General features: G+C 45.5%; 13 protein-coding genes. All 13 read right to left on the bottom strand.

Features of this window, described 5'->3' with window-relative positions:
* Nucleotides 1-40: 40 nt before the first annotated feature.
* On the bottom strand, nucleotides 41-994 hold the full coding sequence (locus tag ACH6C1_RS07465; RefSeq protein WP_374076039.1) for a polysaccharide deacetylase family protein: 954 nt from the start codon (nucleotides 992-994) through the stop codon (nucleotides 41-43).
* Nucleotides 995-1,109: 115 nt separating this feature from the next.
* Nucleotides 1,110-3,236: a polyribonucleotide nucleotidyltransferase gene (pnp, locus tag ACH6C1_RS07460; RefSeq protein WP_095223161.1), complete on the bottom strand. Its 2,127-nt coding sequence runs from the start codon at nucleotides 3,234-3,236 to the stop codon at nucleotides 1,110-1,112.
* A gap of 138 nt (nucleotides 3,237-3,374) precedes the next feature.
* Nucleotides 3,375-3,644 carry a 30S ribosomal protein S15 gene (gene rpsO / locus ACH6C1_RS07455; protein ID WP_095223160.1) on the bottom strand — a complete coding sequence of 90 codons (270 nt, stop codon included), beginning with the start codon at nucleotides 3,642-3,644 and terminating at the stop codon, nucleotides 3,375-3,377.
* Between the two features lie 138 nt (nucleotides 3,645-3,782).
* Nucleotides 3,783-4,721 (bottom strand): bifunctional riboflavin kinase/FAD synthetase, encoded by a 939-nt coding sequence (locus tag ACH6C1_RS07450; RefSeq protein ID WP_374076036.1) that lies wholly within the window; start codon nucleotides 4,719-4,721, stop codon nucleotides 3,783-3,785.
* Nucleotides 4,708-5,628: a tRNA pseudouridine(55) synthase TruB gene (gene truB / locus ACH6C1_RS07445; protein ID WP_374076034.1), complete on the bottom strand. Its 921-nt coding sequence runs from the start codon at nucleotides 5,626-5,628 to the stop codon at nucleotides 4,708-4,710. Before truB ends, ACH6C1_RS07450 begins: the two co-directional genes overlap by 14 nt.
* A gap of 76 nt (nucleotides 5,629-5,704) precedes the next feature.
* Nucleotides 5,705-6,055, bottom strand: coding sequence for a 30S ribosome-binding factor RbfA (rbfA, locus tag ACH6C1_RS07440; RefSeq protein ID WP_095223157.1), 351 nt, complete (start codon nucleotides 6,053-6,055; stop codon nucleotides 5,705-5,707).
* 30 nt (nucleotides 6,056-6,085) lie between these two features.
* Nucleotides 6,086-6,364 carry a DUF503 domain-containing protein gene (locus tag ACH6C1_RS07435; RefSeq protein WP_095223156.1) on the bottom strand — a complete coding sequence of 93 codons (279 nt, stop codon included), beginning with the start codon at nucleotides 6,362-6,364 and terminating at the stop codon, nucleotides 6,086-6,088.
* Entirely contained in the window at nucleotides 6,361-8,514 is a 2,154-nt protein-coding gene (gene infB / locus ACH6C1_RS07430) for a translation initiation factor IF-2 (protein WP_095223155.1), read from the bottom strand. The genes ACH6C1_RS07435 and infB overlap by 4 nt, the downstream gene beginning before the upstream one ends.
* Before the next feature lie 4 nt (nucleotides 8,515-8,518).
* Nucleotides 8,519-8,836, bottom strand: coding sequence for a L7Ae/L30e/S12e/Gadd45 family ribosomal protein (locus ACH6C1_RS07425; RefSeq protein WP_374076030.1), 318 nt, complete (start codon nucleotides 8,834-8,836; stop codon nucleotides 8,519-8,521).
* On the bottom strand, nucleotides 8,833-9,105 hold the full coding sequence (rnpM, locus tag ACH6C1_RS07420) for an RNase P modulator RnpM (RefSeq protein ID WP_374076028.1): 273 nt from the start codon (nucleotides 9,103-9,105) through the stop codon (nucleotides 8,833-8,835). The genes ACH6C1_RS07425 and rnpM overlap by 4 nt, the downstream gene beginning before the upstream one ends.
* A 15-nt stretch (nucleotides 9,106-9,120) precedes the next feature.
* Nucleotides 9,121-10,227: a transcription termination factor NusA gene (gene nusA, locus ACH6C1_RS07415; protein ID WP_095223152.1), complete on the bottom strand. Its 1,107-nt coding sequence runs from the start codon at nucleotides 10,225-10,227 to the stop codon at nucleotides 9,121-9,123.
* Between the two features lie 14 nt (nucleotides 10,228-10,241).
* Complete coding sequence (gene rimP, locus ACH6C1_RS07410) at nucleotides 10,242-10,715, bottom strand: ribosome maturation factor RimP (protein ID WP_095223151.1); 474 nt, start codon at nucleotides 10,713-10,715, stop codon at nucleotides 10,242-10,244.
* A 278-nt stretch (nucleotides 10,716-10,993) separates the two neighbouring features.
* Nucleotides 10,994-15,286, bottom strand: a complete 4,293-nt coding sequence (locus ACH6C1_RS07405; RefSeq protein WP_374076025.1) for a PolC-type DNA polymerase III — start codon at nucleotides 15,284-15,286, stop codon at nucleotides 10,994-10,996.
* Between the last annotated feature and the right edge of the window lie 41 nt (nucleotides 15,287-15,327).

The following is a 15,327-nucleotide window of genomic DNA, read 5'->3' as shown; positions in this document are numbered from 1 at the left end:
ATTCAAATCCTCCCAATCAGCAGTATATCTCGCTGTACCATTATCTTCCTTCATCCAATATCGTATCCAAAGTCGATACACTGTACCCTTTTTCTTTAATGGCTTTTAACATATCAGCTAATCCAGCCTCCACAACAGGAGTAGGATGCATCAAGATGAAAGCTCCAGGATGCAGTTTTTCGGTCACGCGTTTCATCATAACAGGAACTGTCGGTTTTTGCCAATCAATGGTATCGACAGACCAAAGAATCGTCTCCATCCCCTGTTCATTGGCAGCCTGTATTGTTCCATCATTAAAGCTCCCGCTTGGCGGCGCAAAATAGACTGGTTTGTCACCTGTTATCGCGTGAATGATTTCATTTGTTTGGCTTATCTGTTCCGCCGAATCAGTCTCGCTCATTCGACTCATATCAGGATGGTTATATGCATGGTTCCCGATTACATGTCCTTCTTCTTTAATCATCTCGACTAGCTGGTTATGCTCTTTCGCCCATTTACCCTCGATAAAGAAATTGGCCTTGGCATTTGCATCCTTCAGTGTCTGCAGAATTGCAGGAATATGGTCTTCCCCCCAGGAAACATTGATCAATAAGGCGACCTGTTCCTGATCCTCCCTGGCACGGTATATTGGCGATGCCGGCAGCTCATCAAGTGTGATTTCAGGTTCGACTTCTTCCACTACAAGCAGTTCCCGATCGAATATACCTGCCTTCTTCATCTTTTCCAAAGAAGCGTCGACGTCTACTTTGATGCCAGCCTTTCCAGGCACCTTTTTCCATATCTTATCGATTCGCGCGTTTTCAGCCGGCTGTTCGACTTCTTCGCGCACCGCTTCGATTTCCTGCCGCAGTTCCTGTTCATCTGCTCGTACTGCTATATCAGAAAAAACTGGATGATGGTTGACAGACGCTGCCTGAAAAGGCATATGCCCGCTATCGATGAGCAGAAACAGCAGTGTGATAAATACGACCAGGTGAATGATAATCCGGTGCATTCCCATCCCTCCTCTAGTCTAGCTTATGAGGGGGTAGGACAAGGAAGAACAAGCATAGCATGTTTATCCGCTAAAAAAAAGAAACTGGCTAAACCAGTTTCTTCTCTCTTACATATTATTCAGCAGTTTCCTGCTCTTCTTTTTCTTTCTTAGCTTCGATCAATAACTGTTTGTGAGAAAGGTTGACTCGGCCCTGACGGTCGATTTCCTTGACTTTCACTTTCAGTTTGTCGCCGATCTTGACGACATCCTCAACCTTGCCTACACGTTCTTCTGCAAGTTCAGAGATATGAACCAAGCCATCTTTTCCTTTGAACAATTCAACAAAAGCACCGAATTTCTCGATTCGCTTTACTGTACCATCGTAAACTTCGCCAACTTCGACTTCGCGCACGATGTCACTGATAATCTGCTTCGCTTGTTCGTTCTTCTCAGATTCAGTAGAAGAAATGAATACAGTACCGTCTTGTTCGATATCGATCTTAACGCCAGTTTCTTCAATGATCTTATTGATCTGTTTACCACTTGGTCCGATTACATCACGGATCTTATCCGGATTGATTGTCATCGTCAGGATCTTAGGAGCATAAGCGGAAAGCTCTTGCTTCGGTTCGCTGATTGTAGACATCATATGACCAAGGATCTCCAGACGCCCCTTACGAGCTTGTGTAAGTGCCTCTTCCAGGATTTCACGGCTTAAGCCTTCGATCTTAATATCCATTTGCAGTGCTGTTACACCTTTTTCAGTTCCGGCAACTTTGAAGTCCATATCGCCTAGTGCATCTTCCATGCCTTGGATATCGGTAAGGATTGTATAATCATCACCAGAAGCTACCAGACCCATTGCGATTCCGGCAACTGGTGCTTTGATTGGTACACCTGCATCCATCATAGCCATTGTGCTGGCACAGATACTAGCCTGTGATGTTGAACCATTCGATTCAAGGATCTCAGATACAAGTCGAATTGTATAAGGGAAATCCTTCTCATCTGGAATGACTTTCTCCAAAGCACGCTCACCAAGGGCACCATGACCGATTTCGCGGCGTCCTGGTCCTCTGATTGGCCCAGTCTCTCCGACGCTGAAATGCGGGAAGTTGTAGTGATGCATGAAACGCTTCGTTTCTTCTGTATCAAGACCATCCAGAATCTGTACATCACCAAGTGCGCCCAACGTACAAACACTTAGTGCCTGCGTTTGGCCGCGTGTGAATAAAGCAGACCCGTGTGTACGAGGAAGTACTCCGATACGGGAAGACAATGGACGGATTTCATCCACTCCGCGTCCATCTGGACGGATCTTGTCCTTCGTGATGGCACGGCGGACTTCTTCCTTCACAAGTTTATCAAGGATACCCTTCACTTGCTTGATTGTATCTTCGTCGGTTTCTTGTTCTTCATAGAACGCAACCATTTCGTTCTTCACTTCAGTGATTGCAGCTTCGCGTGCTTTTTTCTCATGCACCTCGATTGCAGCTTTCAGTTGATCGTAGCAGCGGCTTTTCACATCTTCTGTCAATTCCTTGTCCAAATCGAAGAGCTTCACTTCCATCTTCTCTTTGCCGACAGCAGCAACGATCTCTTCCTGGAAAGCGACAAGTCGTTTGATCTCTTCATGACCGAACATGATTGCTTCCAGCATGATGTCTTCCGGCACTTCCTGCGCACCTGCTTCAACCATGTTGATTGCATCTTTTGTTCCAGCTACAGTTAAATCGATGTCACTTTTCTCTTGCTGTTCTTTCGTTGGATTGATGACGAATTCGCCATCAACACGACCGACTACTACACCAGCGATCGGACCATGGAAGGGGATATCAGAAATGCTGATGGCAATGGAAGAACCGATCATTGCAGCAATTTCAGAAGAATAATCCTGATCCACACTCATGACCATGCTGATTACTTGTACATCATTTCGGAATCCATCCGGGAATAAAGGACGAATCGGACGGTCAATCAGGCGTGAAGCAAGTACTGCTTTTTCACTCGGACGACCTTCCCGCTTAATGAAACCGCCTGGTATCTTACCTACTGCATAAAGTCTTTCCTCGTAGTTCACTGTCAGCGGGAAGAACGGTAGGTCCTTCGGTTCCTTCGAACCAGTGACAGTCGATAGTACGGACGTATCGCCGTACTGGATGAGACAAGCGCCGTTCGCTTGCTTGGCAAGTTCTCCAATTTCAACAGAGAAAGTCTGTCCGGAAATTTCAGTGGAGAACACTTGTTTTTGGTCTGCCATGAATAAAGCCCCTCTCATTTATCTTGCATCATGTCCCTGTCTGTATTATGCTCCAGTCCAGGCAACGTTTATCACACTATGTAAAATAGGTTTTCTCCTATAGAAAAAGCGGGAATAATTCCCGCTTCTTAGTCAATCTTATCGGCGTAGGCCAAGTTTTTGAATTAGCTCACGGTAACGTGTAACATCTTTATCGCGAAGATAGTTCAACAAGTTACGACGGCGACCAACCATTTTCAATAGGCCACGACGTGAATGGTGATCTTTTTTGTGTGTACGAAGGTGTTCATTAAGTGTAGTGATTTCCTCCGTCAATACAGCGATCTGTACTTCTGGTGAACCAGTGTCAGTGTCGTGTGTTTTGTATTCTGCGATAAGTTGATTCTTACGTTCTTTAGTAATTGCCATTTGTTATTCCTCCTGAAAATTCTATTTGTAAACCCCATTCCCCGAGCAATCGCCGGAGCAGCAAATTGCCAAGCGAAGGTTTTCCATAGTCCAGATTACACTTTTTACAGATAGATTGCAAGTCTCCCGGACAAGATTCTATGCAAAATATGCGCTAATCTGCTCTTTATCTCGATCAAGCTGCGCAACAAGTGCATCAATTCCATTGAATTTGACTTCTTCCCGAATGAATTTACGCCAAGAGACCGTCACATCTTCACCGTAGATCTGCTCATCGAAGTCAAGGATGTGTACTTCCAGATTCGGCACGACTGCATCCTGCTGGAAGGTAGGTTTGAAGCCGAGGTTTGCCATACCGGCATATGTCTCCCCATTTACAAGCACTTCTACAGCATAAACACCCACCTTTGGAAGAAAATACTCGTCTGCGATTCGGATATTCGCCGTCGGATAGCCGATTGTTCGTCCGCGCTGATCACCAGTGATGACTTCTCCAGTCAATGTAAGCGGATGACCAAGCAAATCCAAAGCATCTTCGATATTTCCTTTGGCTACGAGCTGACGGATTTTTGTGGAACTGATTTTCTCTTCCGCATTTTCCACTTTCGCTACTGCCTCATACGTAAATCCATGGTGCTCGGCAGCATTCTGAAGAGTATCCGCATTACCTGCACCTTTTTTTCCGTATGTGAAATCAAAACCCGATACTAAGTGACGAACTGCTAATCCATCGATAAAGCGTTCGATGAAGTTCTCGGGACTAAGACCAGCTAACTCTTTCGTGAAGCCGATCAAATAAAGATAATCGATGCCCATGCTTTCCAGAATTGCTTCCTTTTCACGGAGCGGAGTGAGATAATCTTCTCTCGTATCCGCTTTACCCAACACAACGGATGGATGCGGATGAAAGGTGATGACCGCACTTTTCAGCTGTTTTTCCTGAGCAGCATCTATCGCATGCTTGATGACTTCTTGATGCCCGCGGTGAATGCCATCGAAAAAGCCAATTGCTGCACTTACAGCAGGCATATCATGTAGTTTCATTGTTTCTGAATAATCCAGTTTAATCGTTTGCATCTGTGCCACCTGCTTTCCCTGATACGAATACTCGTTTTGGCTTCAGTAAATGTGGATAGTCAGGATGTGTCTCGTAAATACCGAGAAGCTGATCAGCTCTTTGCACCCGGTATAGACTTGCTTCTGCCGGCCGAGAGAGTCGCTGGCCGTACCTGACTTTTAGTTCAATTGCATCATCTGCCTCGATCAGCGGCATGAATTCAATCGCTTTCGTGACGGGCTGCAGCAATTGTTCCATATTCCCTGTAAGCATCGCCTCTTCCATTTTAGCAAAAGTGACTGTATCCTGTGTACGAAATGCTCCAGCCTGGATCCGTACCAGGTCGCTCATATGAGCTGGATAGCCTAGTGCTTTTCCTATATCCACACAAAGGGTCCGGATATAGGTGCCTTTCGAACAGCTTACTGTGAACCGGAACACACTTCCATCTTCGTTTACAGATGCATGGTCCAGTACAATTTCATGAATCGTCACATGGCGTATCGGTCGCTCCACGTGCTCTCCTTTCCGCGCGTATTCATATAGTTTACGGCCGTTTACCTTAACTGCAGAATACATTGGCGGTATCTGTTCGATTTCACCGGTGAATGATTCGAGTACCTTCTCGATATCTTGCAAAGAAATCGGTTCAGCGACTTGTTTCTCCTCTATTACCTCCCCGCTTTTATCTTCTGTCTCAGTTGAAGAACCCAGTGTGATCTCAGCCACATAGGTTTTGGAGGTATCCGTCAAATAAGGTACGATCTTTGTCGCCTGGCCGATACAAAGTGGCAATACACCCTCTACATCAGGGTCCAGCGTACCTGTGTGCCCGATTTTCTTCGTCTGTAATATCTTGCGTGCTTTGAACACACAATCGTGGGAGGTCATCCCTTTTGGTTTCCATAATGCTAGGATCCCATCCAATGTCAGCACCCCTTTTTGCTATGTAAAAAAAGAACCCCTTCCTCCCATGAAGGGCGAAGGGATTCTCTGTTGTATCTTATCTGTCGGTATCATTAAGCTCTTTCAGAAGATGCTCAATCCGATTACCTTGATCGACCGCTTCATCGAATTCAAATGCCAGTTCCGGTGTTTTACGCAAACGGATGCGTTTGCCGATTTCGGAACGAATGAATCCTTTCGCTTTTGAAAGGCCAAGAAGTGTATTATGCTTCTGCTTCTCCTCGCCAAGGACGGAGATGTAGACTTTCGCCTGCTGCAGGTCTCCAGTCACTTCGACATCCGTCACCGTGACAAAGCCCACTCGCGGATCTTTTATCTTTCTTGAAATGATGTCGCCTAGTTCTTTTTTCATTTGCTCTGCGACACGATTTGCACGTAGTTCACTCATATTATCACCTCATCATCATTCGGAGGGATGCTAAAGCCACTGCTTATCAGTAGCTGTTCTCTCGATCTCCGGAAAAGAATCAATCAAAGCAAGCGCTTGGTCCATTACCCGTTCAGCACGAACACGATCAGGAGAAGTCGTTACCAGTTCAAAGCAAGTGCGCTGCCATAGATCATGGTAGTCTGCTTCGCTGATAGCGATATTGAAGGATCCCCCGATTCGTGAAGTGATTCGTTTTACGACCGAACGCTTATCCTTGAGAGAATGCGCGTCATAGATCATACATTCTACAACGGCAGCCAGAATCATTTTCTTTCGATTTCTTCCATTACATACGCTTCGAATGTGTCGCCCTCTTTAAGATCGTGGAAGTTCTGCAATGTGATTCCACACTCATAGTTTGTAGCAACTTCACGTACATCATCCTTGAAACGTTTCAAGGAATCAATTTCATCCTCAACGATTACAATACCATCACGGATGACACGGATGGAAGCATCACGTGTGATTTTACCTTCTGTTACATAGCTTCCCGCAATCGTACCGATACGGGAGACCTTGATAATTTGACGAACTTCCGCTTGTCCGATGACTTTCTCCTCGAACTCAGGATCAAGCATCCCTTTCATTGCGGATTCAATTTCTTCGATTACTTTATAGATGATGCGATGCTGGCGGATATCGACATTTTCAGATTCTGCAGCTTTTTTCGCATTTGTATCCGGACGAACGTTGAAACCGATGATAATCGCATTTGAAGCAGATGCCAAAATAACATCAGATTCCGTTATTGCGCCTACACCTGTGTGGATGATGCGGACTTTAACGCCTTCCACTTCGATTTTCTCCAGGGACGCAGCCATCGCTTCTACGGAACCGTGCACGTCCGCTTTCACGATCAAGTTGATATCTTTCACTTCCCCTTGCTTGATCTGGTTAAACAGATCCTCAAGGCTGACACGTGCTCCGCTGGAACGATTTTCTTCCACTTGCTTCTGCTGTCTTGCTTCCCCTACTTGACGAGCTTGTTTCTCGTCTTCGAATACCATGAACTGGTCACCTGCATTCGGTACACTGTTCAAGCCAGTGATCTCAACCGGTGTGGATGGAGGAGCTGTTTTCACACGGCGTCCCAAATCATTCACCATTGCACGCACGCGGCCGAATGTATTACCGACAACAATGCTGTCGCCGATATTAAGCGTACCATTCTGTACAAGCAATGTTGCTACAGGACCGCGACCTTTATCCAATTGTGCTTCGATTACAGTACCCTCTGCAGAACGGTTCGGGTTTGCTTTCAATTCTTCAACTTCGGTTACAAGCAAGATCATTTCAAGCAAATCGTCGATACCTTCACGTTTTTTCGCAGAAAGCTGAACGAAGATTGTATCACCGCCCCAATCCTCAGGGATCAGGTTATGCTCAGTAAGCTCCTGCATCACTCGGTCTGGATTAGCGCCTTCCAAGTCGATTTTGTTAACCGCTACGATGATCGGCACTTCCGCAGCTTTCGCATGGTTGATCGCTTCGACAGTCTGCGGCATAACACCGTCATCTGCAGCTACAACTAAAATCGCGATATCTGTTACTTGTGCACCACGGGAACGCATGCTTGTGAAAGCTGCGTGTCCAGGAGTATCAAGGAAGGTGATCTTCTTGCCATTTTCTTCAACTTGATATGCACCGATATGCTGCGTAATTCCGCCAGCTTCTCCTTCGGTCACTTTCGTATCTCTGATAGAATCAAGCAAAGTTGTTTTACCATGGTCAACGTGTCCCATGATTGTGACAACGGCAGGACGTTCCTGCAGTTCATCAGCTTTATCTTCGATTTTGTAGTTATCCAAATCTGTTACGTCAACATCTACTTCTTCTTCTACTTCGACATCGTATTCTGCACAGATCAATTCAATAGCATCTTTGTCCAAGTCCTGGTTCTTTGTTGCCATGACACCTTGAAGGAAGAGCTTTTTGATGATTTCAGTGGACTCCCTATGAAGCTTTGCTGCCAATTCACTAACAGTCAAAGACTCTTTGAAGGTGATTTTATCTGGAGTCGGCATTTCTGGACGCTTCTGCTGCGGTGCTTTACCCCGGTTATTGTTGCGGCCGCCGCGTCTATTGTTGTTCTGTCCGCCTTTGCCTGGTTTTTTATTACCATTACGCTGCTGGTTGCGGTTCTGTGGACCGCCGCCACTCTTGCTTTTCGGCTTATTGTTCTGTCCGCTATTATTTGCTGAGTTGGTTGTGTTTGTTGAGTTCCCCGTTTTAATCGCTACTTTCTCGCTACCCGCGCTTTTTGCTGTGAAGCTCTTATCCAATTTGTCTTTTGCCGTTTCATTAATCATGGACATATGATTGGATACTTCGATATTCATACTTTTAAGTTTAGTAATGATTTCCTTACTGGAAACGTTCTTCTCTTTTGCGTATTCATAAACACGAATCTTTGACATACGTTCACCTCCGAGTGGATTCAGTGAGCAAAGATTTCAATTTGTCTGCAAAGCCTTGATCCAAAATGGCAATTGCGACTCTGCCGGATTTACCAATCGCTTGTGATAATTGATCCCGGTCCTCCTCTACCTGCAGAAAGGCGATGTTGTAGTAATCGGTCTTGTTGCGAAGTTTCTTCAGGGTTTGGGGACCGACATCACTGGCAGCTATTACTAGCTTTGCTTTCTGCCGCTGGATATCCCGGACAATTGCATCTTCTCCGAAGGTGCACTGCCCGGCACGTACAGCTAAGCCTAACAAATTCAAATAATTTTTACTCATGAGTGCTGACCTTTCGCTAATCGCGCAAGTTCTTCATAAATAGAATCATCGATCTGTGTATTCAAGTGCCGCGCCAGCGTATCTTGTTTTTTCGCTTTTTCTATGATAGCCGCATCCTTCGAGACGTACGCACCGCGACCGTTCTTTTTACCGGTTTCATCCACAAAGACATCGCCTTCCTTGCTGCGGACAACCCGGATCAATTCCTGTTTTGGCTTCATTTCGTTGGAAACCACACATTTTCGAAGCGGAACTTTCTTTTGTTTCATATACAGCGCCCCTTATCAATATGTGTCTTCGTCGTCAAAATCGTCGAAGTCGTCAGCTTCTGCATCCTGCTTAGTCAATATGCCAAGCTCGCGTGCTTCGGTCTCAGATTTAATATCGATTTTCCAGCCTGTCAATTTCGCTGCCAGGCGGGCATTCTGACCACGTTTCCCGATTGCAAGGCTAAGCTGGTAATCAGGTACGATGACCGTTGTCGCTTTTTCTTCCTCATCGACAAGCACAGAGATGACCTTGGAAGGACTAAGCGCATTTGATACGTACTCAACTGGATCTTCCGACCACTCTACGATATCAATTTTTTCACCTTTCAATTCATTCACGATTGCTTGGACACGCTGACCGCGCTGACCAACACAGGAACCGACAGGATCGACTTCCGCTTGGGATGCATAGACAGAAATCTTAGAACGATCTCCAGCCTCACGTGCCACAGAACGAATCTCTACAGTACCATCATAAATTTCTGGCACTTCCATTTCAAATAATCGCTTCAAAAGACCTGGGTGAGTCCTGGAAACGAAGATGCTCGGTCCTTTGTTCGTGTTCTCCACTTTCGTCACGTATACCTTCAAGCGGTCATGGATTTCATATTTTTCCGTAGACATCTGTTCGCTTTCCGGCAATTTCGCTTCGATTTTGCCAAGGTCCACATAAATGAATCTTGGATCGTTACGGGAGACGATACCAGTCATGACATCTTCTTCCCTATCTGCATATTCGCTGAAGATGACGCCGCGCTCTGCCTCACGCACACGCTGTGTAACGACTTGCTTCGCTGCTTGCGCTGCAATACGGCCGAAGTCCTTCGGTGTCACTTCAATTTCAACGACATCGCCGATATCGTACGTACCAGAGATAGCACGAGCTTCATCCAGTGTCATTTGCTGCTGGCTGTCCTCGACTTCCTCGACAACATCTTTACGGGCGAAAACTTTCATGGACCCAGTTGTTTCATTCAAATCAACACGAACATTCGTTGCAGACTTGAAGTTCTTTTTATAAGCGGAGATCAAGGCTGCTTCCAGCGCTTCGATCAGGACGTCTTTGTTAATCCCTTTCTCTTTCTCCAAATAAGTAATGGCATCAAAAAGCTCGCTGCTCACTCGTATATCCCCCTTTAGTTAAACGTTACAGCCAGACGTGCCTTCGCGATTTTCTCATATGGAAGGGACACTTCCTTTTTCCTCGCTTTGATCATGACTTCCAATGTCAATACATCGTCTTCGAACGCCTTCAATGTACCTTGATACTCTTTCTCGTTATCGATCGGCTCATATAGCTTTACATGTACTGTCTTACCGATGCTTTTTGTGATTGCTTGTTTCGTTTTCAGTGGTCTTTCCGCTCCTGGCGAAGAAACCTCCAGAAAGTACGGAAAATCAACCGGGTCATTCTCATCTAGGATCTCACTCAACTTCTCAGAGACGATGGCGCATTCCTCGATATCGATGCCTTCCGTTTTGTCGACATAAACACGCAGGAACCAATTCTTGCCTTCCTTGACGAATTCTACATCAACCAACTCAAGCTGCAGCTCTTCCACGATCGGTTGTAGATAGCTTTCCGTAACTTCCGTTATATTGGCTGCCAAAATGCTTCCTCCTTTACTGCACGCTTTCAGGCGAATATTACTTTTAAATGGGTAAGGGTGTAGCCTCTCAATAGAAAACCCTTGCCCGAAATGGAAGCAAGGGAACAATGTTTATCATGTGCTTTTTGCTACAAAAAACGAAGAGGCGCTCCCCTTACAAACTTGATGCCGAATCCATGGGTATGAAAAAGAGTGGGTAATCCCACTCTTGATCTGGTTCGTATCAATACCGCTATTGGATAATATACCACAAGTTTCTTATTTAGGCAAGAATCCTGTTAGAATAGCGAAAGCTGGTTCTGGTCGGCCATTCCTTCCAGACAGCCATGCTGATCCATATACTCCAATACCGTTTTACTAATCCTGCTTCGTTCACGCAAATCCTCTTTCGACAGAAACTCTCCATCTTCCCGTACTTTCACGATATTGAGCGCAGCATTGGTACCTAGTCCGTCAATTGCATTGAACGGCGGAATCAAGCTGTCTCCGTCAACAAGAAAGTCAGTAGCACTGGATTTGTACAAATCAACCCGCTGGAAATGGAAGCCCCGCTCACACATTTCAAGGGATAGCTCCAGTACCGTCACAAGGTTCTTCTCTTTTGGAGAAGCATCATGACCCTTTTGGTTGATTTCGTTTATACGCTGGCGGATTGCTTCTGGTCCTTTGATCATCGTATCAAGCTCGAAATCACTAGCACGTACACTGAAGTACGCAGCATAGAAGAGAATCGGATGATGCACCTTGAAGTAGGCAATCCTTACAGCCATAAGAACATATGCAGCTGCGTGGGCTTTTGGGAACATGTACTTGATTTTCAGACATGAATCGATATACCAATCCGGTACATTGTTCTTCTTCATCTCTTCGATCCATTCATCCTGAAGCCCTTTCCCTTTTCGGACAGACTCCATGATCTTGAACGCAAGCGATGAATCAAGACCCCGGTGCATCAGATAAACCATGATGTCATCACGACAGCCAATTACTTCAGGTAATGTGCAAATGCCGCTGTTGATCAATTCCTGGGCATTGCCTAGCCATACATCTGTACCATGGGATAGTCCGGAAATCTGGACAAGCTCGGCAAAAGTGGATGGATTCGTATCCTCCAGCATCTGTCGGACAAAACGCGTTCCAAACTCTGGCACGCCGAGTGTACCTGTTTTACACATAATTTGTTCTGCCGTCACACCTAATGCTTCTGGTCCGGAAAAGATCTTCATTACTTCCGGATCATTTGTCGGAATAGTTTTTGGATCGATACCGGACAAATCCTGAAGCATACGGATGACGGTCGGATCATCGTGTCCGAGTATATCCAGTTTCAGCAGATTATCATGAATCGAGTGGAAATCGAAGTGGGTCGTTTTCCATTCTGAATTGCGGTCATCTGCAGGGAACTGGATAGGTGTGAAGTCATATATATCTTGGTCATCCGGCACAACAATTATACCACCTGGATGCTGACCGGTTGTCCTTTTCACCCCAGTACAGCCTTGAACGAGACGGTCCACTTCCGCATTTCGGATATGAAGCTGATTATCGCTGGCATAGCCTTTCACATAACCATAGGCTGTTTTTTCTGCTACAGTACCGATTGTACCGGCACGATATACCTTGTCTTCCCCAAACAGTACCTTCGTATAGTTATGGGCTTGCGGCTGGTAAGCACCGGAGAAGTTCAAATCGATATCGGGAACTTTATCTCCTTTGAAACCAAGGAAGGTTTCGAAAGGAATATCCTGTCCATCCCGCTTCAAAGATTCACCGCATGACGGACAATTCTTCTCAGGCAAATCGTAACCGCTGGCGACAGACCCATCGTTGAAGAACTCGTTATACTTGCAGCTTGGGCATACATAATGCGGCGGCAGCGGGTTAACTTCGGTAATATCGGTAAGCGTCGCGATCAATGACGAACCGACAGATCCACGTGATCCTACCAAGTATCCGTCTTCCAGAGACTTCTTCACTAGCTTGTGTGAAATAAGATAAATAACGGCAAATCCGTGGCCGATTATACTTTTCAGTTCCTTTTCGATTCGTTTCTCGACTATTTCCGGTAATGTATCGCCATAAATGCTGCGGGCACGATCATAGCTCATCTGGCGCATCTCGTCCTCTGCACCATCGATATTAGGCGTGTACAGATCTTCTTTTACCGGTTTTACATCTTCCATCATGTCAGACACTTTTTTCGTGTTCGTCACAACGATCTCTTTCGCTTTTTCAGAAGGCAGGAAATCGAAGCAAGCCAACATCTCAGCTGTCGTGCGGAAATGGACATCCGGCAATGTCTGCCTGCTGAGCGGGTTACCATTTTGTGTCTTGATCAGAATGTTTCGGTACTGTTTTTCATGCTCTTCTATATAGTGCACGTTACCTGTCGCAACAACTGGTTTATCCAGATCCTCGCCTAACTCTACAAGATTCCGAAGAATGTCAAATAGATGTGCTTCATTCTGCACCAGCTCCTTCTCGATCAAATGGTAATAGTTAGCTGGGGGCTGCACTTCAATCACATCATAGAAAGCTGCGGCTTCTGCTGCATCCTCCTTCGATTTTTGCATCATCGCCTCGAACACTTCACCTTTGTCACAGCCAGAGCTGATGATCAAGCCCTCCCGATGCTGTTCAAGCTTCGAACGGGGAATTCTCGGAACACGGTAGAAGTAATCAACATGCGACATGCTGACGAGCTTATACATATTCTTTAAGCCGATTTCATTTTGAACATAAATCGTACAGTGGTAGGGACGGGAACGCTGGTACGCATTTCCTTCCCCCATATAGTTGTTAAGCTGATTATGATTCATGATTTCTTTATTGAATGCTTCTTTTAATAAACGCCAAAGCAGATAACTAGTAGCCTCCGTATCGTAAATTGCCCGGTGATGCTGTGTCAATTCGATATCGAGGAACTTACATAGCGTATTCAAACGGTGGTTCTTCAGCTGCGGAAACAGGAACCTGGCAAGTTCCAATGTATCAATAACCGCATTCGACGCCTTCTCCAAACCAATTCGCTTGAACCCTTGATTCAAAAATCCCATATCAAAGCTGGCGTTATGGGCAACTAGAACATCGTCGCCCATCCAGGCGTTGAAATCATTCAGTACATCCTCGATTTCAGGTGCATCAACGAGCATATCATCCGTTATGCCTGTCAGGTCGATAATCGTCTGACTTAGCTTTTGGTGCGGATTAGCAAACCGTTCAAAGCGGTCGACAATTTCTCCATCATGGAACTTCACTGCAGCCAATTCGATTATCTTATCATAGGAAGCAGAAAGACCTGTCGTCTCCACGTCGAATACGATATAAGTAGCTTTTTCCAAATTGATATCCTTGCTGTTGTATGCAATCGGAACGCCATCGTCGACAAGGTTGGCTTCCAAGCCATAGATTACTTTTACATTGTTTTTCTTACCAGCAGCAAAGGCTTCCGGATAACTCTGTACGACAGCGTGATCCGTGATCGCTATGCTTTCGTGTCCGAATCTGGCTGCTGTTTCAATCAAACGACTGGCCGATGTAACAGCATCCATCTGGCTCATAAGCGTATGCGCATGCAATTCGACACGCTTCTCCCCTTCTTCTGCTTCATCTCGGCGAAGCGTGACAGTGATCTGGTTGATGTCATTTGCCATCATCGTCAGTTCATTTGTGAAGTTGTCTGTCTGGATGCTTCCGCGCGCTTTTATCCACATACCTTTTTTGAGCTGCTTGAATTTATCAGCATCTTCATTGCCCTTAGAGAACATCTTGATTTGGAAACTGTCTGTGTAGTCCGTTACTTTGGCGATGAGCAAGTGACGGCCAGAGCGCAATTCACGAATGTCCACATCAAAAACATACCCCTGAACTGCCATACGACGTTCTTCATCCTGAATATCCCGCATGAGTGTGATTTCGTCATTGATAGCATAACCAATCATAACAGGACCTTGAGGAGTCTCATCCTGCTTCTTCGCACGGTCTTCTGAATCCTTGATAGCCTTTTGAACGAGAAGGCTATCTTCAATTGCTTTCTGCTCACGGAATTTCGTCAGTTCTTCCATGTTCTGTTCTTGAACGGTAACAGTAAGCATGTAAAGGCCTGCACCGATTTTCTCACAATACGTTTGAAAGGCCGGTTCAAGTCTTTTTTTCAGGGCACTAGCTTCTGCTTCATTCCTAGCAGTTAACATAATCTTATTACCGTTAACTAAAGGGACCTGTGTTTGAACAAGATCCTTATAAGCAGGTGACAGTTTTGGATAAGTTAGTACAAAATCCTTCCAATAATCCTGGATGTGTTCAGCTTCCACTGTATTCGTCACACATCGGATCGACCAATTCACAGCTGCAATGTGCGCAAAGGCTTCTGTCAGCTTAGCAGTGAATATTTTATATATGGTTGGAGGCAGCAGATTTGCCAATTGAAAATGAAAGTGCCAGGACTTTTCTTTCGGATCGACTTCCAGTTTCTCCAGCTGACTCTCTTTAAAATGAGCTTCGATAGTTTCTGTATCAAGCTGAATCTGCTCAAGGAGCATGTCCATTTTCTCATTACGGCTTAAACTCATTGTGACTTCTCCTCCCCCGCTACTGGTACTGCGGTCTTGCG

The sequence above is a fragment of the Terribacillus sp. JSM ZJ617 genome (assembly GCF_044383785.1).
Lineage (GTDB): Bacteria > Bacillota > Bacilli > Bacillales > Amphibacillaceae > Terribacillus.
Note: the sequence above shows the minus strand (reverse complement) of the source record. Positions and strands in the feature narration are given on the sequence as shown.

Excerpts from the sequence above, each read along its gene's own strand:
- pnp (WP_095223161.1), bottom strand. The coding sequence starts at position 3,236 with ATGGCAGACCAAAAACAAGTGTTCTCCACTGAAATTTCCGGACAGACT.
- rbfA (WP_095223157.1), bottom strand. The coding sequence starts at position 6,055 with ATGAGTGAACTACGTGCAAATCGTGTCGCAGAGCAAATGAAAAAAGAA.
- ACH6C1_RS07425 (WP_374076030.1), bottom strand. The coding sequence starts at position 8,836 with ATGAGTAAAAATTATTTGAATTTGTTAGGCTTAGCTGTACGTGCCGGG.
- ACH6C1_RS07435 (WP_095223156.1), bottom strand. The coding sequence starts at position 6,364 with ATGATTCTGGCTGCCGTTGTAGAATGTATGATCTATGACGCGCATTCT.
- ACH6C1_RS07450 (WP_374076036.1), bottom strand. The coding sequence starts at position 4,721 with ATGCAAACGATTAAACTGGATTATTCAGAAACAATGAAACTACATGAT.
- ACH6C1_RS07465 (WP_374076039.1), bottom strand. The coding sequence starts at position 994 with ATGCACCGGATTATCATTCACCTGGTCGTATTTATCACACTGCTGTTT.
- rpsO (WP_095223160.1), bottom strand. The coding sequence starts at position 3,644 with ATGGCAATTACTAAAGAACGTAAGAATCAACTTATCGCAGAATACAAA.
- rnpM (WP_374076028.1), bottom strand. The coding sequence starts at position 9,105 with ATGAAACAAAAGAAAGTTCCGCTTCGAAAATGTGTGGTTTCCAACGAA.
- infB (WP_095223155.1), bottom strand. The coding sequence starts at position 8,514 with ATGTCAAAGATTCGTGTTTATGAATACGCAAAAGAGAAGAACGTTTCC.
- ACH6C1_RS07405 (WP_374076025.1), bottom strand. The coding sequence starts at position 15,286 with ATGAGTTTAAGCCGTAATGAGAAAATGGACATGCTCCTTGAGCAGATT.